At 49.0% G+C, this 22,025-nt stretch carries 20 protein-coding genes; 3 read left to right on the forward strand and 17 right to left on the reverse strand.

Annotated features, from left to right (window positions below; genetic code table 11):
* Positions 1-12: 12 nt before the first annotated feature.
* The 13 genes from SIC45_RS13670 to SIC45_RS13730 all read right to left on the reverse strand — a co-directional run bounded on the left by SIC45_RS13670 (position 13) and on the right by SIC45_RS13730 (position 13,294).
* Positions 13-690, reverse strand: coding sequence for a sugar transferase (locus SIC45_RS13670; RefSeq protein WP_319632574.1), 678 nt, complete (start codon positions 688-690; stop codon positions 13-15).
* Between the two features lie 27 nt (positions 691-717).
* A complete protein-coding gene (locus SIC45_RS13675; RefSeq protein ID WP_319632575.1) occupies positions 718-2,001 on the reverse strand; it encodes a glycosyltransferase family 4 protein in 1,284 nt (427 codons plus the stop codon).
* Positions 1,998-3,104: a glycosyltransferase family 4 protein gene (locus SIC45_RS13680; protein WP_319632576.1), complete on the reverse strand. Its 1,107-nt coding sequence runs from the start codon at positions 3,102-3,104 to the stop codon at positions 1,998-2,000. The genes SIC45_RS13675 and SIC45_RS13680 overlap by 4 nt, the downstream gene beginning before the upstream one ends.
* Positions 3,004-4,419, reverse strand: coding sequence for a hypothetical protein (locus SIC45_RS13685; RefSeq protein WP_319632577.1), 1,416 nt, complete (start codon positions 4,417-4,419; stop codon positions 3,004-3,006). The genes SIC45_RS13680 and SIC45_RS13685 overlap by 101 nt, the downstream gene beginning before the upstream one ends.
* Positions 4,420-4,432: 13 nt before the next feature.
* On the reverse strand, positions 4,433-5,338 hold the full coding sequence (locus SIC45_RS13690; protein ID WP_319632578.1) for a glycosyltransferase family 2 protein: 906 nt from the start codon (positions 5,336-5,338) through the stop codon (positions 4,433-4,435).
* Complete coding sequence (locus SIC45_RS13695; RefSeq protein WP_319632579.1) at positions 5,339-6,607, reverse strand: hypothetical protein; 1,269 nt, start codon at positions 6,605-6,607, stop codon at positions 5,339-5,341.
* Entirely contained in the window at positions 6,594-7,592 is a 999-nt protein-coding gene (gmd, locus tag SIC45_RS13700) for a GDP-mannose 4,6-dehydratase (protein WP_319632580.1), read from the reverse strand. Before gmd ends, SIC45_RS13695 begins: the two co-directional genes overlap by 14 nt.
* Complete coding sequence (locus SIC45_RS13705; RefSeq protein ID WP_319632581.1) at positions 7,589-8,545, reverse strand: GDP-L-fucose synthase; 957 nt, start codon at positions 8,543-8,545, stop codon at positions 7,589-7,591. The genes gmd and SIC45_RS13705 overlap by 4 nt, the downstream gene beginning before the upstream one ends.
* Positions 8,546-8,827: 282 nt before the next feature.
* The gene (locus tag SIC45_RS13710; RefSeq protein WP_319632582.1) at positions 8,828-10,216 is read right to left on the reverse strand and encodes a sugar phosphate nucleotidyltransferase; all 1,389 of its coding nucleotides are present in this window, start codon (positions 10,214-10,216) and stop codon (positions 8,828-8,830) included.
* 42 nt (positions 10,217-10,258) lie between these two features.
* Positions 10,259-11,017: a tyrosine-protein phosphatase gene (locus SIC45_RS13715; protein WP_319632583.1), complete on the reverse strand. Its 759-nt coding sequence runs from the start codon at positions 11,015-11,017 to the stop codon at positions 10,259-10,261.
* Positions 11,018-11,068: 51 nt separating this feature from the next.
* A complete protein-coding gene (locus SIC45_RS13720; protein ID WP_319632584.1) occupies positions 11,069-11,992 on the reverse strand; it encodes an NAD-dependent epimerase/dehydratase family protein in 924 nt (307 codons plus the stop codon).
* Between the two features lie 15 nt (positions 11,993-12,007).
* Complete coding sequence (locus SIC45_RS13725) at positions 12,008-12,502, reverse strand: winged helix-turn-helix domain-containing protein (RefSeq protein ID WP_298787545.1); 495 nt, start codon at positions 12,500-12,502, stop codon at positions 12,008-12,010.
* Between the two features lie 57 nt (positions 12,503-12,559).
* Positions 12,560-13,294, reverse strand: a complete 735-nt coding sequence (locus SIC45_RS13730) for a tyrosine-protein phosphatase (RefSeq protein ID WP_319632585.1) — start codon at positions 13,292-13,294, stop codon at positions 12,560-12,562.
* 218 nt (positions 13,295-13,512) lie between these two features.
* Between SIC45_RS13730 and SIC45_RS13735 the strand changes: the two genes are divergently transcribed.
* Positions 13,513-14,685: a sensor histidine kinase gene (locus tag SIC45_RS13735; RefSeq protein WP_319632586.1), complete on the forward strand. Its 1,173-nt coding sequence runs from the start codon at positions 13,513-13,515 to the stop codon at positions 14,683-14,685.
* A 61-nt stretch (positions 14,686-14,746) separates the two neighbouring features.
* A complete protein-coding gene (locus tag SIC45_RS13740) occupies positions 14,747-15,418 on the forward strand; it encodes a response regulator transcription factor (protein ID WP_319632587.1) in 672 nt (223 codons plus the stop codon).
* Positions 15,419-15,856: 438 nt separating this feature from the next.
* Here SIC45_RS13740 and SIC45_RS13745 read toward each other — a convergent pair whose 3' ends face one another.
* From SIC45_RS13745 to SIC45_RS13760, 4 genes are all read right to left on the reverse strand, one after another.
* Positions 15,857-17,239, reverse strand: coding sequence for a gluconate:H+ symporter (locus SIC45_RS13745; RefSeq protein WP_319632588.1), 1,383 nt, complete (start codon positions 17,237-17,239; stop codon positions 15,857-15,859).
* A 76-nt stretch (positions 17,240-17,315) separates the two neighbouring features.
* Complete coding sequence (locus tag SIC45_RS13750; RefSeq protein ID WP_319632589.1) at positions 17,316-18,272, reverse strand: 3-hydroxyacyl-CoA dehydrogenase family protein; 957 nt, start codon at positions 18,270-18,272, stop codon at positions 17,316-17,318.
* Positions 18,273-19,109: 837 nt separating this feature from the next.
* Positions 19,110-19,883 carry a DeoR/GlpR family DNA-binding transcription regulator gene (locus SIC45_RS13755; RefSeq protein WP_319632590.1) on the reverse strand — a complete coding sequence of 258 codons (774 nt, stop codon included), beginning with the start codon at positions 19,881-19,883 and terminating at the stop codon, positions 19,110-19,112.
* Between the two features lie 555 nt (positions 19,884-20,438).
* Positions 20,439-21,440, reverse strand: a complete 1,002-nt coding sequence (locus SIC45_RS13760) for a dihydroxyacetone kinase subunit DhaK (RefSeq protein WP_319632591.1) — start codon at positions 21,438-21,440, stop codon at positions 20,439-20,441.
* Positions 21,441-21,578: 138 nt separating this feature from the next.
* Here SIC45_RS13760 and rpiB point away from each other — a divergent pair, with 138 nt between their 5' ends.
* The gene (gene rpiB / locus SIC45_RS13765) at positions 21,579-22,025 is read left to right on the forward strand and encodes a ribose 5-phosphate isomerase B (protein ID WP_319632592.1); all 447 of its coding nucleotides are present in this window, start codon (positions 21,579-21,581) and stop codon (positions 22,023-22,025) included.

A 22,025-nucleotide genomic window follows, 5' to 3' on the forward strand; every position in this document is an offset into this window, starting at 1 on the left:
CTGTCTCCTGCTTCAGCTTGCGTTTCTCTTTAATACCATATTCAGACAGGTCCAGACGATAATTTTCATATCAAGCAGTGTGCTGCGTGTTTGAATGTACAGAAGATCGAGCTGTACCATTTCCTCAAAGCCAACGCTGTTGCGGGCGGTTGCCTGCCAGAGACCGCTGCATCCCGGCTTCACATTCAGCCGCTGCATATGATAATCACTGTAGTATTTCACCTCACGCGGGAGCGGCGGACGCGGGCCGACGAGACTCATGTCGCCTTTGATCACGTTCCACAGCTGGGGCAGCTCATCGATGCTCGTTTTGCGTATCCACCGGCCCACCCTGGTCACGCGCGGGTCCTCGGCCATCTTAAACATCAGTCCGCTTACTTCGTTTTGATCCTGCAGCGCCTCCCACCGCGCTTCGGCATCTGTCGCCATGGAACGGAACTTATACATCGTAAACGGCGTACCGCCCTTTCCGCAGCGGGTCTGTTTAAAAAATACCGGGCCCTTCGGGTCTTCAAGCTTAATTAGCAGCGCGGTCAGCACAAACAGCCAGCCAAGCAGAATAATACCTAAGGAGGCGAAAACAAGGTCGGCCAGACGCTTCGTTGCCCCGTAATACGGCTTCGTCTTTACGGGCTCCAGCAACTGGCGGGCTTCCTTCACAATGCCATCAGCCTGTCGTTTTGTTTCCATCCGCATGTTCTCCTTCCGATTGGATTTTTATGAAGGCTTTGCCTTTGCCCCCGGTGCCACAGCTTCGTGCTTCTCACGGGTCAGATCCCCAAACAGCGTGCGGTACTTTTCGATCGATGCCTCCTTCGTTAAGTGCTGGTCCAGGTATGCCCGCCCGGCACGTCCCATTGCCTGTCGGTCTTCGGCGTCCATGTGATACATGGCTGCGATCGCTTCCTCCACTGCGGCGTAATCCTTCGGCTCTGCCACAAGACCTGAGCGGCTCACCCGCAGCAGCTTTTCCGCTTCACTGCCTGCTTCAAGCACGCCGATCGCAGGTTTGCCGGCAGCCATGACGCCGTAGATTTTGCTTGGCACCGACACGCCCTTGATCCCTTTCTGGTTCACCACCAGATGAACGTCCGCAGCGTTTAACGAATACTTGATGAACTCCAGCGGCTGGTAGGGCAGAAACAGTACGTTCGTGAGTTGGTGATTGGCTACGAACTCCTGCATCTCTGCCTTTTTCGCCCCTTCGCCGATAAACACGAAACTCACATCCGGATAGCTCTGGAACTTTTTGGTGAGCCGGATCAGGTTTTCCAGATCATAATACAGGCCGAGATTGCCGGAATACATGACGATGAATTTGTTCTCCAGGCCGTGAGCTTTCAGAAATTTTTGGACCACCGGATGAGTTTTGTCGAGCGGCACGAGCTCTTTTTCGTTCGTCCAGTTGTTGATGACGCTGTGCATCGGCGCCTTTCGCTTGCCGAACCGGCGGCGGAGCGTGGTGCGCATATCCTCGCCGACGACGACCACATGATCGGCCAGGGCGCAGTTAACGGTATCGACGGTCTTTGCCAGCCGGAGTACCGTCTGGTTTTTTACATAGCCGGCTGCTTCGGCCTGCTCCGGGTTAAAGTCCTGAATATTGTACACATGCTTTGCCCGCTTGAGGACCTTGCCGATCGTGCCGAGCAGGCCGCCGAGCACTGGCGGCTGCGAGATCGTGTACACAAGATCCACGTCCCTTTCCCGCTGCAGGGCGCGCAGCGCCCGCATAAAATACAGCGCCACGTATTTGGCCCGGCTCGCCTTCGAGTTTTTATTGACCAGCGGAAGCGGCACGCGCACCACCCTAATGGAGCCGTGATAATCCGGCACGAGCGGACGCGTTGTTTCGGCACCTGTGCCTGCATAGCCGGGCTGGGCGGCGATGACGGTAATCGTAAAGTCATCCGCCAGCTCTTCGCACAGCTCGGTCATCAGCTGACCGGTGGAAGCAAGGTCCGGGTAAAAGTAGTTGATCACAAACACCAGTTTTTTCATCCAAGCTTCTCCTTTGCTGAGGATTCGGCTGCTTCCGGCGAGGCTTCTGCCGGGAGCGCCCGCTGAAATATCCGGTGGATCCGTTCGGTATAGTCTGTTTCTTTAAATGAACGCAGGGCGTACGTCCGGTTAACCCGCGCCGTTTTCTGCAGGTCCCGGACGCTGATGTCCTGAAGCAGCCGGGCAATGGCGTGCGGTGCCTGCTTGGGAACGAAATACCCGTTCTCCTCTTTGACGATATCCGGGATACCGGCGTGCTTTGTCGTCACGACCGAGAGGCCGTTGGCCATCGCTTCGATGACCGAAATTGGCTGGCCTTCGTTCGGGTAGTAGGTCGGAAGAATAAACACGTTGCACGTGCGCAGCAGGTCTTTTTTGGCTTCGCCGCCAACCACGCCGTGAAGCACAACGTTGGTTAACTCATGCTCCTTCACCATCGCCTGGAACCGCTTTTCTTCTTTCGGGTCAAAAAAAGCACCCGCAAAATGAAAGGTCATTTCCGGATGATTCTTCGACAGGCTTGCCGCCTTCAGCACGTCCAGGTAGCCCTTGGAAGCGATAAAGTTACTCAAAAACAGCACGTGCTTGCCGTTCATTGTCTGTATTTTCGTCTCCAGCTCCTCCTCGGTGAGCAGCGCTTCCTTTTCCACGAAGTTTTCGCAGATGACGAGCTTGTCATCCGGGATAATCGGCTGAAACAATGCCTTCAAGCTCTCGCTCAGCACGACCACGCAGGCTGCTTTCGGAAGCAGCCGTTCGTTCAGCTTCCGCTGCAACGGATTCATTTTGCTGAGCAGCTGTTTAAAGTAGCCGCCGTGATAATGAATAATAACCGGGCGCCTTTTCCCGAGCATGATTGCAAGCAGCAGCAGGTCCCGGGCGTTTCCGCCCTTCGAGTGGGCAATCGTAAAATAAAAGAAATCGCAGTTGGATGTGATAAGCCTTCGGACCGTCGAAAAAATGCGTTTGTTATTGGTCAGGTTGATCATCTGCATCTCGTAGTCAGCCTGAAGCTCTTTTGCGTCGGCTATCTTGAAGAGAGCCTTTGAAAGGCCGTGCACCGGCGGGGGGAACTGGCCGACGAGCGCTGCTTTGGGGCGCATATGCCCTCACCTCCTTAGGTTTTACCAGAAACGGCCGCTTTCGGAGCGGCTTTTCAGCCATCAGCTCATGGACCACCGCGTACAGCACAGCAGTAATGAGCATGTAAAACGACATTTTAAACATCGTGATCGGATCATACGCGAGCCAGCGGGGAAAGGTGGTGAGAACGATGATGCCGGCGAACATAAACAGCGGGTCGCGGGCATTTGCCAGACTGTTCAAGAGCAGGGCGATTACAATAGCAATGACCGCCACTCCGGCAAAGCCGAAAAAGTAGAAAAAGTAGCTGGCGATAAATCCGCCTCCCCCGGCTGGCGATATCTCCGAGAGGTAGTTGCTGAGCTCGGCCTGTTCAAACGGAATGCGGCCTGTTGGAAGAAAAATCCGCAGGACAAACGCCGCAGCTGCGGCTAGCCGGTCGCCGGTGCCGAGCAGGCCGTCCTGCAGGAGCCCCGAAAACAAGGTGGAATTATACAGTACTTCGCCGGCGTTGCTTGGCATATAGCTGCCCTCGGAGTAGCTGGTGAGGCCGAAGTTAATATTTTCCGGGTTCTGCAGGTAAAACGAAATGTCCGCCCGGATGCGGCCAAACACCATAAACACGTAATAAATGATGCCGCCCCCAGCAAGCATCATCACAGGTGACAGCCGCTTTTCCCAGAACAGGATAAACAGCAGCATCCCGACCTGAAGCGCCTCAATCCGGCCGCCAAACAGCATCATTTTGGCGATATACAAAAACGACAGCCCAAGCAGCAGCACACTCGCATACGGAATGCTTCTGGAATAGTAGTAGCCGAGTATAATAAACAGCACCACGTATTCCGATATCGCCAGGCTGCCGAACGTGGCGGTGGAATTCATCCCGTAGCCGCCCGACTCCAGAATGTTTTCCCCCGATTTCCCGAGCACGATAATGACCGTAATCGCGGCCAGGCTCACGAGATAGAGTGCCCAGTTGGATTTCCGCTCCAGCCGGTCGGCGATATAGACCGGCACCCCCGGCTTTTGGGTAAACAGATAAAGCACGAGCAGAAACAGCGACATAATCAGAAGCGTTTTGTCATAATACATCGGATAAAAGTAGTCGTCGTAGTACGTCGTTTTATAGCCGCCGTAATACACGTAGGCGAAGTTCATGTAGTACGTGCTCATGAACACCACCAGGAGCATGACGGCCTTAAACCTCCGCAGATGATAAATAAAATGAACGATGATCAACAGATTGGACGCCACCGCGATCGCCGGATTGCCGTTTATTAAAAGCAGCAGCGCAATGATCTGCACACATACGAGAACATATTTCGTAAACATCGGCGTACCTCACTTATCTGCCATGGGTTTTCTGGTACTCCAAATACTTGATCCCGAGCAGTCCGGCCAGGTTGCCGGCGCCCATATACACGTACTGCAGGGCTTTGACCCGCTCGTGCTCCCAGCGGAACAGCGCCGGCACGTACAGGAGAACCCCCTGTATGATACGGCCGCTCCCGACGATGGCCCGGCCCGCCTTCGCCCTTCGTGCATTCGCCTTCGCGCCGGTGCAGATCGCGAGCGTATTGCCCGAGCGGTAGGCCCGCTGCAGCACCCACTGCCGGGTTGTGCGCGTGGTGGGAATCAGGTCGTAGACAACCGCTTCCTCGGAGCAGATCATCGTATACGCCTCGCGCTCCAGCTCGGTAAATAAAAACGTGTCGGAGCCGCCGGTCAGCGCGAGCGCTTCGTTAAACCGGTAGCGGTTGAAAATGCTTTTGCGCATCAGCAGATTGTTGGTCGCTGCCCGTCGGACCGGGTCCCCGGTGCGCCGCTGCAGGCTGTCAAAAAAACCGCCGCGGATGACCCACTCGGGAGCCTCCTGCTCAAACACGCTTATGACCTTGCCCTCAACGACGTCTGCATCGTACAAGTGACGGGCAGCAAGCAGCTGCTCGAGCCAGTCGGGCGCCGGCGTTTCGTCGTCATCAACGAATACAACAAAATCTGCATCCCCGGCCAGACGGACCGACGTGTTACGTGCCGCCGGTATGCCCCTTTGGGGTTCCACCTCGTAGATGAGCGGGTACGGATAGTTTATCGGGAGCACCTTGGCCGCGCTTCCCCCGGGGTCGTTATCGACGACCACCACGGTTAATTCGGGCTGATGCCGCTCCCATTGCTGGGCGGCAATACCCTCTAAAAGCGCCTGTAATCCTTCCGGACGCTGATACGTAATAATGCATACCGCAAGCTTCATTTATTCCTCCCTCTTTTCCACGACGGGAATACCGGCTTTCATTTTCAGGAGCAGAATAATACTGAACAGCAGCTCACTCAGCATGAGCCCGACGAGCGCCCCTGCTTCACCGAACGTCTGGACCGTCACGGCGGTCATGCCTACCGTGATGACAGCAACGACCATGCCCGATTTGGCGAGCATTTTAAAAAACAGCGCGGACTGAAAATAATTGGAATAGTTCACGCGGATGAGCTGAAACAAAAACACGAGCATCCATAAAAGCACGTACTCCTGAATGCCCTGGTACGCTTCCGGAAACGCTCCGGAAGGCACAATGGCAATCCCGGCCATCAACACGAGCGTATACACGAGCAGAATGGCGACAGAGGCAGCCATCCCCTGGTACATTAACGTCTCCGCCCGGCCAGGACGCTCGCGCACCATCGCTTTACTGAGGAGCGGGCGCATTACATTGCTCCAGCTGGTAATAATAAGCACGATAGGCGTCATTAACAGCTTCGCAGCCGCAATATAGGCGACCTCGGTGACCCCGAGCATCAGAAAAAGCAGCAGCAAATAGGCGTTTCCCTGCAGCCAGCTGCTTGTAGCCCCGAACAAGCTCCACTGCGACAGCTTCCACGTCTCGCGGAATTTCTCCCGGATCACCTGCTTCGGCGGCAGATGCACCGTAAACTGATACATCTTCCTGGCTGAAACGAGCAGCGACGCAGCCCCGGTGATCAAAAACATTAGTGAAACGTACACAATATCGGTATACACGGCTGCTCCAATTGCCACTAGCGCCGCCACGGCGTAGACGCTGTCCCGTTTGAGTGCATTCTGGGGAAGCAGCTGGGCGTATTCTTCCGTGCGGAAGTATTCACGCACCAGAAGCAGGCAGACCGCAAGCGGCAGCACCCAAAGGGCCGTGCCGTCGGCGCCGGTGATCCCACTGAAAAAGGTGATCACCATCATTGAAAGAAATACCACCACCAGAAACAGCAGAAGCATCGCGAACAGGCTGCGCCGGAGCAGGACGGCCTCCCCGTCTTCAAGCTTCGGGGAAAGCACAATCATCGGTGTGTTAATCAGCGCGTTCTGCACGCTTAAAAACAGAAAGAACACGCCCATGAACATCGTATAAAATCCGTAATTTTCCGGAGAGCTGAAATATACAAATGCGAGGCCGATCGTAAAATTCACGCCGCTCAGCGCCGACTGGTCCAGAACGGTGTAGAAGGCTTTGCCGGAAATGCTGCCGGCAAGCACCTTCTTAAGAGGTTTCACGGTAGATGGTCCGTACCTTCTGATGGCTGCCATAATGGTTCAAATCGCTCTCCACCATCATTTCCACCAGCTCCCGGAACCCGACTTCAAGCTCCCATCCGAGCTTTTCCTTCGCCTTCGAGCAGTCGCCGAGCAGAAGGTCCACTTCGGCCGGCCGGACAAATTTCGGATCGGTTACGACGTAGTCGCGCCAGTCGAGGCCGACGTATTGAAAGGCAATGTCCACCAGCTCTTCGACCGTATGCGTCTCGCCGGTGGAGATCACGTAGTCATCCGGCTCGTCGCTCTGCAGCATGAGCCACATGGCTTTTACATAGTCACCGGCGTAGCCCCAGTCGCGCTTGGCATCAAGATTGCCCATCCGCAGCTCGCTCTGCAGTCCGAGCTTGATGCGGGCAGCGGCGTCGGTCACCTTCCGGGTCACGAATTCCATTCCGCGCCGCGGCGACTCGTGGTTGAATAAAATACCGGCGCAGGCAAACATATCAAAGCTTTCACGGTAGTTGACGGTAATCCAGTGGCCGTACGTTTTCGCCACTCCGTACGGGCTGCGCGGCCAGAACGGCGTCGTTTCCGTCTGCGGCGTCTCGAGCACCTTGCCGAACATTTCGGAGCTTGAGGCCTGATAAAAGCGGGCGTCCGGCTTGGCGATGCGGACCGCTTCCAGCATGTTGACCACGCCTACAGCGGTAATCTGGCTGGTGGCGATCGGCTGCGGCCACGAGGTGGCAACAAATGACTGGGCGGCCAGGTTGTACACCTCGTCCGGCTGCGACTGCTGGACGGCGCTGATGAGAGAGGACAAATCGGTCAGGTCACCATCGATCCACTCAATCTGGTCTCTCACGTGTTCGATGTTTTCAAAGTTCGGGGTGCTTGTCCGGCGCCGGAGGCCGTAGACGGTGTAGCCTTTTTCGAGTAGAAATTCCGCCAGGTAAGAGCCGTCCTGGCCAGTCACGCCGGTAATAAGTGCTGATTTTGTCATAGGGAAGCAGCTCCTTTGTTTGGTTGTGCCGCGTGGCCGCTGTACCAGTCGTACGTTTTTTCCAGTCCTTCAGAAAGCGGCGTCCGTGCCTGCCAGCCGAGGCTGTGAAGCTTCGACACGTCCGTGCGTTTACGGAATGTGCCGTCGGGCTTACTGGTATTAAACACAAACTCGCCGTCGAAGCCGGTAACATCTTTAAGCGTTTCAGCGAGCTCCCGGATGGAAAGATCCCGCCCGGTCCCAACGTTTACCATGTCCGTGCCGCCGTACTCGTTCATCAAAAAGACGCAAGCATCAGCCAGGTCGTCCGCATACATAAACTCCCGGCGCGGCTCGCCCGTGCCCCATATTTCGACTGTGGGGTCGCCGTTCACTTTCGCTTCGTGACACTTTCGCATCAGCGCCGGCAGCACGTGCGACGTTTCCAGGTCAAAATTATCGTTTTTCCCGTACAGGTTCGTCGGCATCGCGGCGATAAAATGCGTGCCGTACTGGCGATTATAGGACTCGCACATCTTCAGACCGGCAATTTTTGCGATAGCGTACGGTTCGTTCGTCGCCTCAAGAGGCCCGGTTAAAAGCGCCTCCTCCTTGATCGGCTGCGGGGCATGCTTTGGATAAATGCACGTACTGCCTAAAAACAACAGCTTTTTCACGTTGTATCTGTAGGCTGCATCGATCACATTTGTCTGAATATATAAGTTATCGCGGATAAAATCCGCCGGATAATCATTGTTTGCGGTAATGCCGCCAACCTTCGCGGCTGCTAAAAACACGTAATCTATCGAAGAGGATTGAAAAAAAGCGTCTACGTCGGTTCGGTTTCGTAAGTCGAGCTCGCTGCTCGTCCGGTACACCAGGTTCGTATAGCCATCGCTCTGCAGCTTCCGCATAATCGCAGATCCTGCCAGCCCCCGGTGCCCGGCTACATATATACACGCATGTTTTTCCACTCAGGGTCCTCTTTTCCTGTAAGATTTTGGTGTTGTGCAAGTACCTGCATCTATTCAAAACATCAAAACAGATGGCTGAAGTCTGTATTCCAATAGTCTGTCCTTTCATCTGCGGCAGCGTCGTATGCGCAGCTGCCGCAGGTAAACCGGAGGCATTGAACCTCTCCTCACGCAGCGCTGTTGACGATCAACGTCTAAGGCTTTTCCAGAAGCCCTTAGCACTGCCGAGTGCCTCCGCGTGATACCGGTGCAGGAGACATGACCGAAAATTATTCAAAACAGCTATTTAATGAACTTGGCGGCGGAGCCGTTGTGGGCGCGGAGCACATCGTCCCAGGTGTCATGAATGCGGACGGTGTCTTCGTCGCTGATGTCCACGCCGGTCTGCACCTCCACAATTTCAAGATCAATGGTGGCCCGGAGCGCGTGCTTTGTTCCGGCCGGCAGGTGAACAACGTCGCCCGCCTTGATGCGGTACATACGGTTATCGACCGCAATTTCGCCCTCCCCGCGCACGACCGTCCACACCTCATCGCGGTTATGGTGGTAATGAAGCGTCGAATTTTTCCCTCTTTCCAGCAGGATGCGCTTGGTGATCATCATTTGGCCGTCCGGATATTTGGCGTAGTCGAGCACCCGTGACCACCCCCACAGCCGCTCCTCGTACATCTGCGGGTAGCGGAAGTCCTTGATCAGCTCTTTAATCTGCGAGCTCGCCTCCTTACTTGCGACGATGATGCCGTCGGGACTCGACACAATCACCATATTGCTGGCGTCAATGACCGCCACCGGGATGTCGAGCTCGTTCACGAGATGTGTGTTGACCGAGCTTTCGGAAATAATACCTTTTCCGGTCTGGTTCGCGGCCATCTCCTCGGTGAGCGTGTTCCACGTGCCAAGGTCCTTCCAGTCGCCTTCGTATTTTAAAACGGTGACTTTTTCCGCCTTCTCCACGACCCGGTAGTCAAAGCTGATCTCAGGGATGGTATGGTACTGGCTTTTAAGCAGCTCGTACTCAAACGGCATCCGCTCCTCCTTGAGAATCCGAAGCAGGTAATCCATCGTAAAGCCGAACACGCCGCAGTTCCAGAGCGCCTGTTTATCGATGAGCCGCTTTGCGGTTGCTTCGTCCGGCTTTTCCGTAAAGGCTCTGACGGTAAAAGCTCCGGTCTGCTCATTCCGGCCGCCCGGGACAATGTAGCCATATTTCGTGGACGGATAGATAGGCCGCACTCCCATCAGCGCCATATCGCTCGTGCCCTCCTGGATCAGCCGCTCCAAAAGTTCAAAATTTTCAAAAAAAGTAGTGTCTACGAAGGCGTCTACCGGCAGCATTACAATCACTTCCTCCGGGGACGCTTGTTCGACAGAAAACAGGTAGCTCGCTGCAAGGGCCACAGCCGCAAACGTATCACGGCGCGACGGCTCCATAACGAGTGGAACGACTTCCCCGAGCTGGCGCCTGATTAGATCCTTCTGTGATTCCGAGGTGGCAATCACCGCCGATGAGGCCAGGCCGCACGCTTCAAGCTGTCTCCACACCCGCTGGACCATCGACTCCTTCTGGCCGTCCGGCCCGTCGAGCACCTTGAGAAACTGTTTGGATCTCGTATCATTGGACAATGGCCACAATCGCTTTCCCGACCCTCCGGATAACAGGACTAATCGCATCTGCCTTCCTCCTTGTTTCCTGAAATTTTGGACAGAAGTTCCTTACATTCGTTTAAAAAAAGCACGTTTTTGGTGCAGGGGCTCGGGCGGGTCCACAAACGCCGGTGAGCCGACCAGCAGGCGCTTCGTATTTTCCTGCAGCTCCCGGGCTTTTTTCAGGCCGAGAGCTGCAGCGGTCTGTTCATAGGAAGGCTTTAAGCGAAAGGGCACGCTGTCTGCCTGCGAAGCGATAAAATGAGCCAGATTTTTCCGCAGAAGCTTCAGGGCAAACCGCTGCTTTTTGCGGCCGCGTTTTCCTGCGACCGTTTCCGCGCTTACCTGCGCAAGCGCTCCATGGGAAACGAAATAATACAGCGGGTCGTCTATCTCGGTGGATCCATGCAGCCGCTCGGGATGCGTCATGATTGGAATATAGCCTTCAAGCTGCATGGAGTAAAACAGCCTTTTAATACGTGCGAAGGTGTCGCCGGTCTGCATCTCCACAAGTACATAATTGGTGTCTTCAAGCGGCAGCAGCTGCCCGGATAAAAGGTCATCTGTCATCCCCTGATGCAGTGTAATTTCATGGCCGCTTTTTACATGCAGCAGAATGCCTTCGGCCCGGAGCTTCGTATTAAAATCGAGCACGGCTTCCTTCACGGTCAGACCGTCATTTTCATAGATGCCGGGCCGGTAATGCGGTGTGGCAAAAACCGTCTGAATATTGTTTGCGACGGCTTCCTTTGCAATGGCAATGCTTTCGTTTACTGCCTCCGGCCCGTGGTCGAGCCCTGGCAGAATGTGTGTGTGTATATCGATCATCCGGCGTTCCCCCAGGTATCTGTTTCGATTCATTCCTTGCAGGGAGCGCCTTTACGCCCGGCCGGCGCGGTCCCTCTCTATTTCCCATTGATTCAGGGCCTGCAGCCCTTTGGCAAGTGATACTTCCGGGTACCAGCCGTACCGGTTGATTTTTGACGTGTCGAGCGTCTTTCTCCTCATCCCGCCGGATCCCGAGCCTGTAAAAAATACGGCGCCTCTGTAGCCGGTAATCCGCTTGATCAGCATGACGAGCTCCTTTGCGCTCACCTCCCGCTCGGTACCGATATTGACCGGCCCCTTTTCATTGTAGTGATTCATTACAAACACGCAGCCGGAGGCCATATCGTCGCCGTAGATAAGCTCCTGGAAGGCGGGTTCTTTTTCCGGAATTTCCACCTTCGACTGCCACTGGTCCCGGGCCCGGAGGCACCGCTGCATCGCATCGGCCACCATGCCGTCCTGCCTGTTCATGTCTGCTGCGGTATACATCCGCGGAGCGACCGCAATATGGAAATTTGTATTGGAGGCCCGGTTGGAGGCCCGGCAGAGAGCAATGCCCTCCCGGGTCACCTGCGTCTGTTCCGCGTATACCTCATCAATGATCCCCCGCTGCAGAAATGTCTCCTTCAGCGGCTGCGGGGTGTACTTCGGATATACGTGAATGTCGCCGACATACAGCAGCTTTTTCACGTTATACCGGGCAGAGGCCTCGAGCACGTTCGCCTGGTGCCAGCGCCTCGCCTGCAGCTCTGCCTTCGCATTTGATTCTGCATATTCATAGCCGTCTGTCATAAGCACATACTCGATATTTTCCTCTGCGAAAAATGTATTCATGGCCTGAATGCTTTCCCTTCCCGCTTCCATGCCGGTACGCACAACCACGTTTTCGTATCCCTGCTTTAACAGGTAGTGATAAATGGCGCTGCCTGCCCTCTCCTGATGATTGGTTACGTAAATTTTCGCCTGTTTATCCAACCCGGCGGCCTCCTTTTATGAAACCTTTTCTTTTTGCCTGCCTACGCTTATCAGCACCTGCTCAATATGGTTCAGCATGGAAGTCGTTGCGAACGTCACTGTCGTCCCCTCTCCGAGATAAAACTGTTTCCCCCAGTGCGGAGAGTTTTCCTCCACTTCAATCACGTATTCCACCGGCGAGCTCCGTTTCGGATCAGGCGTAATGTAGATGGTCTTCCAGTCAATTCCCTTCAGCTTCTCATGCAGCTCGTCCCAGTATAAGTACTGTTTAATGAGCGACTCCATCTGCAGGTGCAGGTAGTAATCTTTATTGATTTTATAGTAGCGTCGGTTTTTGACCCAGCGGTCGGTAATTAAATTCATATCATACAGCCGCCGAAGCTCGAGGCGGATCGCATTTGTTGACTCCTTGCATTCGCGCACGAGCTCACGCAGATACGTTTCTTCCTCTGTCAGATAAAACTTCATTACGAGCCGCAGTCTTGTTTTGGATGTTACTAGCTGGTGCAAAACCATCTCCCCCTTCAGTCCCCTCGTCAATACGGATTATGTTCTTTGCCGGCGCTATTACAGCGTCAGTGCCGGCGGTGTGACCCTTCCCCCTTCCAGCAGCAGATGCGTATTTTTCTGCATCCGCTCCCATTCATCGAGCCGGTTCATCCGGACAAACTGCCGATGCATCTGATCCAGGCAGAATGGCTCGTCATATGCACTGCAGGCGTTCGATGCCACAAAATGCACGAGCCGCTTTTTCAGAAAATATTTCGCCCAGCGCCGGTCGGTTCTTCCGTCACGGCCGAGCAGTGCTCCCGCACTGAGCTGCACGGCTGCTCCTTCATTCACAAGCGTCTCAAGCCCCCCGCGCTTCTTCTGAAACATCTGCAGCCGCTCCGGCGATGAAAGAATGGGAATGAACCCGTGATTGTAAAGTTTTTTGAGCATCTGCCGGACGTATAAAAAGCTGTGGGTTTCATTCATATGAACGAGTACATAATTGGTATGCTCCAGCGGCAGAATCCTTTTTCTTTCCAAATCGATTTCCATTCCACCGTAAAGGGTGATTTCCTGACCCGAGCGGACGCGGACCGGAATCCGTGCTTTCAGGAGCTGAAAATTCAGAAATTTTACCGCCTCTGTTACGAAAACGGCCCCGAAATCATACGACGGATACCGGTATCCAGGCGTTGCGTAAATAATGCTGACGCCGGCGGCCGCTGCCTGCCTGGCCATTTCCAGGCTTTCCTTCATCGTATTTGGTCCGTGGTCAAAGCCGGGAAGAATATGGGCATGCATCTCAATCATGTACTCACCTCTTTCATCCCGAGTAAGGAAAATGTCCTACTTTATATTTTTTAGAATATTTTGCCTGTTGCCGTTTCTTTTATATTAATAGTCCAGTATAATTATTAATAGTAATTACCTAGTCATTAATAATCACACAAATGTTAATAGTCATATGACCTTTTCTAGGAAGATGGGACCCCGCGCGGGATTACCCCGGCGAAAGGGAGTGGATCTGAATGAACCGCCGCCAGCGAATCTTCATGTATACGATCCAATTCATAGCCATCATCGCAGCCGGACTGTTCGTATACATGGAGTCGCCGGACGAGCGGTGGCTTGCCGCAGGCCTTTGCTGGGTATTTGGTATTATTCAGATGATCCGGCTCATGCTTTTATCCATACCACTTGCCCGCTTTTCCTCGGTGATGGTTATCTGCCTCCAGTTCCTCATTGCCTGGGTGGTTCAGGCCATTGCCGGCGGGTTTGTGCCCCAGACACTATTTTTCGTTCTGATTGCCGAGCTCGGGTACCGGGCGCCTCGGCGCTTCAGCTTTCCGTTCATGCTTCTCTGCTTTGCGGGATTTGCGAGCGCTTCGGCGGTTCACGAAGGGGCTATAACTGCTTCGGCACTCCTCTTTGTGCTTCCGCGTTCCATTGAATATGTACTGTTCTGGGGGTTCAGCTATCTGGCCAAGCGCTCCAACGAACAGCGCAATGAGCTGCAGCGGGCCTACGACCGGCTCCGGCTGTATCACCGGGAGATGGAGGATAGATCCATTATGCAGGAGCGGCTGAAGCTCTCCCGGGACATTCATGACAGCGCCGGTCATTATTTAACCACCTCCATGATGGCGCTTGAAACAGCCAAACGGCTGCTCGAAAAAGGCGAGGTTGAAAAAGCCCGCACCCAGCTGCAGACGTCCAAGCATCAGGTGCAGGAGACCATGAAGGAAATCCGGAAAACGGCGCATTCCATGGCGCACACCGTTGGCTTCATCGATCTTCCGGCTGCGCTGGAGGGTCTTCTCGTCTCCACCCGCGACACCTCGGACGTAAGGATCGAGTGGGAATTTGATGAGCCGCTGCCCCTTTTGCGTTCGGAGCAGGAGATGCTTTTGTACCGGATGCTCCAGGAGGGGCTCACTAACGGCCTCCGCCACGGCGGATGCACGTATTTTTCCTATACATTGTCCGCGAAGGTGCCCGGCCAGCTGATTGCCCGGCTCGAAGACAACGGGCGCACAGCCGCGAAAAAAGTCAGCTACGGCTTCGGTCTTCGCGGGCTGTCCGCCCGGGCCGAAGAGCTCGGCGGCCTGCTTCGTTTCGAAGCAATTGCCGGCGACAGAAACGGCATGGCGCTTGAACTGCGCCTGCCGGTGAAGGACCAGAGCCCTTACACCCCGTCATAATACGAAACTGACTATTTATACGCGAAAATCTCAGGGTACGTATAAGAAGGAGGATCTGCAGATGGAAACCGTTCGGATAGGGATTGTCGATGATCATGCCATTGTCCGGGACGGACTGGCGATGATCATGGAGCTTGAAGAGGATCTGGAAGTGGTAGGCATTGCGCGAAACGGGGCGGAAGCAGAAATGATGCTTACGAATGAGCTTCCGGACGTGGTGATGCTTGATGTGTACTTAGAGGGCAATAACGGTATTGAATGGCTGCCGGACTTTCAGCTGACATCGCCGCAGACGAAGTTTATTATGCTCAGCTCCTACGTGGACGCGGAAAATGTCATTCAGGCGCTTGCCAACGGCGCGAAGGGGTTTCTTCTGAAGGACTGGGAAAGCGATGAGCTCGTCCGCTGCGTGCGCCAGGTGGCCCGCGGCCAGATGGTGCTTCCGACATCTGTCTCGGAGACGCTGAGCGACCAGCTCGCCGCCCGCAACCGCAAGGACGGCGCCCCGGATTTTCAGGAAACCGAGGACACCACCGGTCTTTCCCTGCAGGACCGGCGGATTATGGATCTGCTGCTCGCAGGCTACTCCAACCAGGAGATTGCGGATACGCTGTTTTTAACACTCGGCACCGTTAAAAATTACCTGACCGCCATCTACCGAAAAATTGGCGTCCACAACCGCCGCGAAGCGATTGCCTATTTCCAGCGGCGGCACAAAGAAACCGGCTCCTAGAATTTAGGGGCCGGTTTGAACTGGGAGGAGCATAATGAAAAGGAAATTTTGGATTATCAATATACTTATAGTTTTCCTCTTTTTACTCACAAACACTATTTTGTATTTATTTTTCGATTTATATCGTTCAGCTTCGATTATTGTCGTCTTAACTATAGCTGCCATCATTTTAAGCATTCTCAGCCAATGGAACTACCGGAAGCACTATAAACATACAACACGGCAATGATTCTTTTAAAATCGAGTTCGGGCGTCAGCCCGCCGGCTGGATAAACTGACAATGGTTTGATTTTTTAGTTGATCTTTAAATAAATGCGGCTCAGCATTTAAATTTTTCTTTCTTAAATTCCTCCTATGTAATCTTTTGTTTATTAGAACTATGAGTTGAAAATAATCTATAGTACATAATCAGATCACTATTTTTTCATAGGGATACTCCTACATTAAAAATATACTAAGAATGACACACACTGCAAAGCCTACTACAGAAACAATAGTTGCTGATGCAGTCCAGGACTTCAATGTATCCCCTACACTCATACCGAAATAACGGTTGACCATCCAAAAACCTGAATCATTAACGTGCGAGGCAACAACAGCGCCAGAAGCGATAATAATAACAAATACAGCCATCATCGGTTCACTAATATTCATTGGGCTTATTACTGGCCCCACTATACTTGAAGTAGTAACCATCGCCACTGTTACAGAGCCCACAGCAACCCTTAGTAAAACTGCAGTTAGATACGCAAATAAAATGACCGGAAGATTTATTTGTTCCATCGTGTCTCCGAGCACATCACCTACACCTGAGGCGACAAGCATTTCACCAAATATTCCTCCCGCACCTGTAATTAAAATAATAATACCCGCAGGTTCAAGCGATTTCGTTGTAATCTGCTGAATATCTTCTTTCGAATAACCTCGTTTTGTACCAAAAATGTAAAACGTTAATAAAGTAGTTATCGTAAGTGCGGCATAAGGATGTCCAATGAATACTAACACATTTCTTACAATAGCTCCTTCTTCAAATAAGAACGGGGCCAGAGTGTTTAGCAGCATAAGAATTAAAGGCAGCATGATAATAGAAAAGACACTGATAAAGCTTGGCAGTTCTTTTTGATTTTCCTTTTCACTATCTCGTTTTTCTAATTCACTAAGTACATCTGGACGTTCATTCATTGCTTCTGGTACTGGTACGTGAATTCTTTTAGAGATGAAATTCCCAAATATTGGCCCGGCTAAAATCATTGATGGAATTCCGGCAATAAAGCCAAATAAAATTACCCACCCAAGATCGACTTCGAGAATCGATGCTACAGCAATAGGTCCAGGTGTAGGCGGGATCATGCCATGCGCCACAAGGAGTCCGGCTAATAAAGGAATACCGAAGTATAACAATGACTTTTTTGTTTTATTTGCTAATGTATACAATATAGGCATAAGTATAACTAACGCGACATCCAGAAATATTGGTATGGAAATAATGATACCCGCTATGCCGAGCGCCCACGAGGATCTCTTCTCTCCAAACTTATTTATCATCGTTATAGCCAGACGCTCAGCACCGCCCGAGACTCTCAACACTTCCCCAAACATCGCCCCGAGACCAATGACTATAGCTATAAAAGCTACGGTGTCGCCCATTCCTGTCTCAAAAGTTTCTATAATTTCATTGGGACTCATTCCAACAGCTAAACCAACAAGAAAACTTACTAGAATAAGCGCCAAAAATGCTTGCAGTTTCGATTTCATGACGAAGAAAAGTAATAAAAATACTCCTAAAATCGCCACAATAATTAACCATGCTGCCTCTCCCATACGTTAGCCTCCCTAACCATTTATATTATATAGAACCGTTTCCATATAATATAAATTGACCTTCTTTTAAATTGGTTTACTCTTTATTGTTTTTTTCCTCAATATCTTTCTTCAGCCAGTAAATTAATTCACTTTCACGTTCACTCTCTTTTTGTGTTACTGATTCAGGAGTCCATTCATAAAACCCTTTGCCAGTTTTCGGCCCGTAATGTCCGTTATCAACTAATTTTTTCATAGTCGGGAAAATATCTTTCCGGTCACTTAAATCCTCAAAAAGATAGGAGGTAATAGAGGCATTCGTATCCAGTCCTCCCATATCCATTGTCATAAACGGCCCTGTAACACCAAATCGCCGGCCGATACTGTATCGAATGGCATCATCAATATCTTCCATAGAGGCGATTTCTTGTTCAAGAATATATTGGGCTTCTCTGAAAACCGCATATTGTAAACGATTCCCAACGGACCCCAGTACATCTTTTTTTACAAGAATCGGTTTTTTATTCATCGATTCCAGCAATGCCATCGCACGTTCTACCGTTTCGTCTGAGGTATGATCGCCACGTACCACTTCTACTAATGGCATCAAATGAGCAGGATTCCAGAAGTGGGTTATAACTGTACGTTTTGTATTTGTTGTTAATTCAGCAATTTCAGTAGCACTAAGACCTGATGTATTACTGGCTAAAATAGTGTTTTCAGGGCACAATTCGTCTAACTGTTTAAAATAGTTTTGTTTTAGTTCAAGAACTTCAGGTATTGCTTCGATCACAAATGTAGCTTCCGATACACATTCTTCTATGGAATCAGTAAACGTAATAGCTTTAACAATTCGTTGCTTTTCATCACTATTAATTAGTCCGTAATTTTCTAACCCATTTAGTTTCTCATCAAGACTGATTCTGGCGCGTTCAATGTCTGCTTCATCCATGCCCCATATCTTCACATCGAATCCAGACCACGCAGCCGTTGAAGCTATAGAAGGACCCATGATCCCACAACCGATAATAGATAGGTTTTCTTTATTCATCATATAATTCACACCTCATATTATTATTTTTTCTTTCTGAAGATAACGCTTACATAAACTTCTAATCTTTATTGATGCTCTTTAGTATTTTCATTCCTTTTTGAGATACCATTTCTTCAGTTGATTTCATTCTTCTTTCTGCGGCTTCTTTAGCTTGCCCGAGCTGTTTTTTCTATCAAAAGGTTGTCGTCATTTAAAACCTCCTTAATGGAAAATAGGACGTCCATCATTGTTTTATCTCCAGGGGCCGTCATGCTAATTAACGGATATTGAAGCTGCTTCACTCCCTTTCGTTAAATAGGAATGCGCTTTCAAATAATCGTTTATCAATTTATCAACAACTTCATCCCGGTCGTTGATAAGCTTTTTCATATATGTACCTCCTGCTTATTACGGTATCTCGATATTCTTTTTTTAGATCTTATGTTTAAAATCTTTTCTGGTACGTGTGCCTAAGTACATTCAGACATTTTTTAGGCTGTTAATTAATTATTTCTATCCTCAGATTTATACTTAAAAATCGAATAAATGAAATATTTTTAATTTTTGTTTCAAGTTATAAACAATAAAATAGCTTTTGTAGCTAATATCATTTTCTTTTCTTATTTTTCGATTACCTACATTTTTGCACCTTTTTTTTCGTGTGTCAATTTAAAATTTTTGTTTTCTTTAAAAATAAAAGAATATGAAAACAAATGAAATAAATATGCTGAATTTACGCTTAAATATTTAATGATTTATTGCAGGAACATTTAAGCGGCCTGATCCCGATAGAGTACCGGAATCAAGCCGCTTAAACATTTCAATTAATCTCATTGTCTTCCTTATGGGATCAGTTCGCTAATCAGCTATTATAATCCTTACATTTAATCGATTTAATTGATCTTCTATATAAGAAGGCACTGCTTTGTTTGTGATGAAATCATCTATGTTGTCTAGCGTAGAGAACGAAGCAATGGAGCTCTCTCCAATTTTTGTATTGTCGACCAATGCCACCAGCTTGCTTGCTTTTTTTACCATCTGCAGCTTCAATTCCACTTCATACATACTAAAATCAGTTAAACCAGTCTCTAAAGTAAATCCGTTTGCTGAGGCAAACATAACATCTACATGAATATTAGTTAATATATCTAAACCCAAAGTTCCCTCTAAAGCACTGGAATCTTTTTTTACAAATCCACCTAAAAGCATAACTGTCAATTCGGGATTCTCTCTTAATTCTAAAGCAGTAAAGATTCCATTTGTTATCACAGTCAGCCTTATTTTCGTTTCCTTCAATAATTTTGCTAATTCCAGAGCAGTAGAACTTGCGTCTAACAATATACATTGGCCTTCTTTTATTAAACTATGTGCTTTTAAAGCAATCGAAGATTTTTCTTCAGTATTTCTGCTTTGACGTTCTGAAAAAGGAATTATTCCTTTATCCTGTTTTAAGACTGCGCCGCCGTGTGTTCGACTTATTAATTGGTTTTTTTCCATACTTTTCAAGTCATTTCTCAAAGTTACTTCAGAGACTCCCAGTTCATTTGCCAGCGTTTTTACTGTTATTCTGCCTTGTACGTTTAACTCTTCCAAAATTTTATTTTGCCTTTCATATGCAAATAGTTTTGTCACGTATATCACCTTCATTACTACTGATTTTAAATCCAGGTTTTAAATTTTTAGTTATTAAACAATTCTTAAACGTTTATGTAATAATATCCTTCAACAATTTAATTATAGGAGTTTATGCTAACACAAATTAATGCTTAAACCAGCTTTATTTCAATGAGCTATGACAGCTTTAAACTGCTCTATTGCCCGTATCAATTTCACTAAAATTAACTAATCGCTGAAGCTCTAAGCCCCAACGACACTTTAAAAATAAACATATGGTTTAGTATTTTCACTAAAGATATGAAAGCATAAGCGCGTACAATACTACTTAAAAAGCTAAATAAGACCTTTCTAAATTGAAAGATCCTATTTAGCTTCTAATACATTGGTTCAAAATCTTAAATTTCATCATTTTTCTTTTCCAGCCACTCCCGCATTCCCTTAAACATTAACCAGACACTGGTAGCCTAATGCTCTTTTGCCAAGGGTCTTTGCTCTTCCGAAATTCGCCACGTATCCTTTACTTCTTCTACTGTCAGTGTGTTATATGATTTTACATAAGCATTCTCCATATTATGAACGCTCTTTTTTGTAATAGTAAGGCGAACTAGCTCGTTGATTGTAAAGATCCTTTAACTCATCATCCAATTTTAAAACGCTAATTGAAGCACCAGCCATTTCTTGAGTCGTACAATAGCTATTTACATCAGAGTCATATATTTTTATATTTTTTTCTTCAAAAGCTTTATGAATATGTTTATTTATTATCATTAATTCTAATAACGTGGTGGACCCTAAACCATTTACCAGCACACATACTTCTTCATTTTCCTCAAGATCTGCTTCTGAAAAAAGCTTTTCCAGCATTTTATTAGTTAAGTCTTCAGCGTTTTTCATTTTCGTCCGTTCTACACCTGGTTCCCCGTGAATACCCATACCAAATTCAATTTCATCCTCTGGGAGTTCAAACGTTTTTTGATTGGCACCTGGAATAGTTCCCGGAGAAAGAGCCACTCCTATAGAAAAGACATTTTCATTAGCTTTTTCTGCTAATTCTGCAACTTTATTTAATTCATAGCCTTTTTCTGAAGCTGCCCCAGCTATTTTGATAACGAAAATGTCTCCGGCAATACCACGCCTGTCATGCTTATTAGAACGAGGTGCAGAAGCAACATCGTCACACACTGCTACTGTTCTATTTTGAATATCATCCAAATCAGCGAGCTCTGCACCCATATCAAAGTTTAAAAAATCACCGGAATAGTTTCCATAAACATATAAAACTCCTTTGCCGGTATCTAATTCTTTAGAGGCCTCGAGAATTGCTTGTGGGGGCGGTGCTGTAAAAACATTCCCAATCACGGCTCCATCAGCTAAACCCTGACCGACGAACCCTAAAAATAATGGCTCGTGTCCACTTCCACCACCAATAATAATTTGAACTTTATCCTCTTGACTCTTTTTATAAATGACATTTTCTGTCTCATCTTTATAAAAATCGCTCCCAAATGCATATAAAAAACCTTCCAGCATGTCATCGATAATATTCTCTGGCTGGTTAATAATCTTCTTCATTTAAATACCTCCTTTTTGAAAACGTTTACTTTTTCATATTATAATTTTTATTTTCGTTTGTCAATTTTATTTTATTATATTTTGACAATCGAAAATAAATGAAATATAATAAAAGAAATTGAAAAAGGGAGGGCTTTTATGAAACTAGCATTAGGAAGCGATCATAATGCTTTTACTTTAAAAGAAGAAGTCAAAAAATATATTCAGGAATTAGGACACGAGGTTAAAGATTTTGGATGTCATAGTTGCGAGGAAACCGATTATCCGGATATTGCATTCGAAGTAGCAGAATCAATAAAAGAGGAGCAGGTTGAACGCGGAATTTTAATCTGTGGTACTGGTATTGGTGTTGCCATTTCGGCTAATAAAGTCCCGGGGATTCGGGCTGCTCAATGTCATGACACCTACTCTGCTGAACGGGCTCAATTAAGTAACAACGCTCAAATCATTACTATGGGATCTCAAGTTATAGGCGTAGAAGCTGCGAAAAAAATTGTTGAAAGTTATTTGAATGTCTCCTGGGAAGGCGGATCGGCAAGGAAGGTTCAAAAGATTATAGATAAAGAACAGCAGTACCTTTCCTAA

This window comes from Marinococcus sp. PL1-022, from assembly GCF_033845285.1.
Lineage (GTDB): Bacteria > Bacillota > Bacilli > Bacillales > Marinococcaceae > Marinococcus.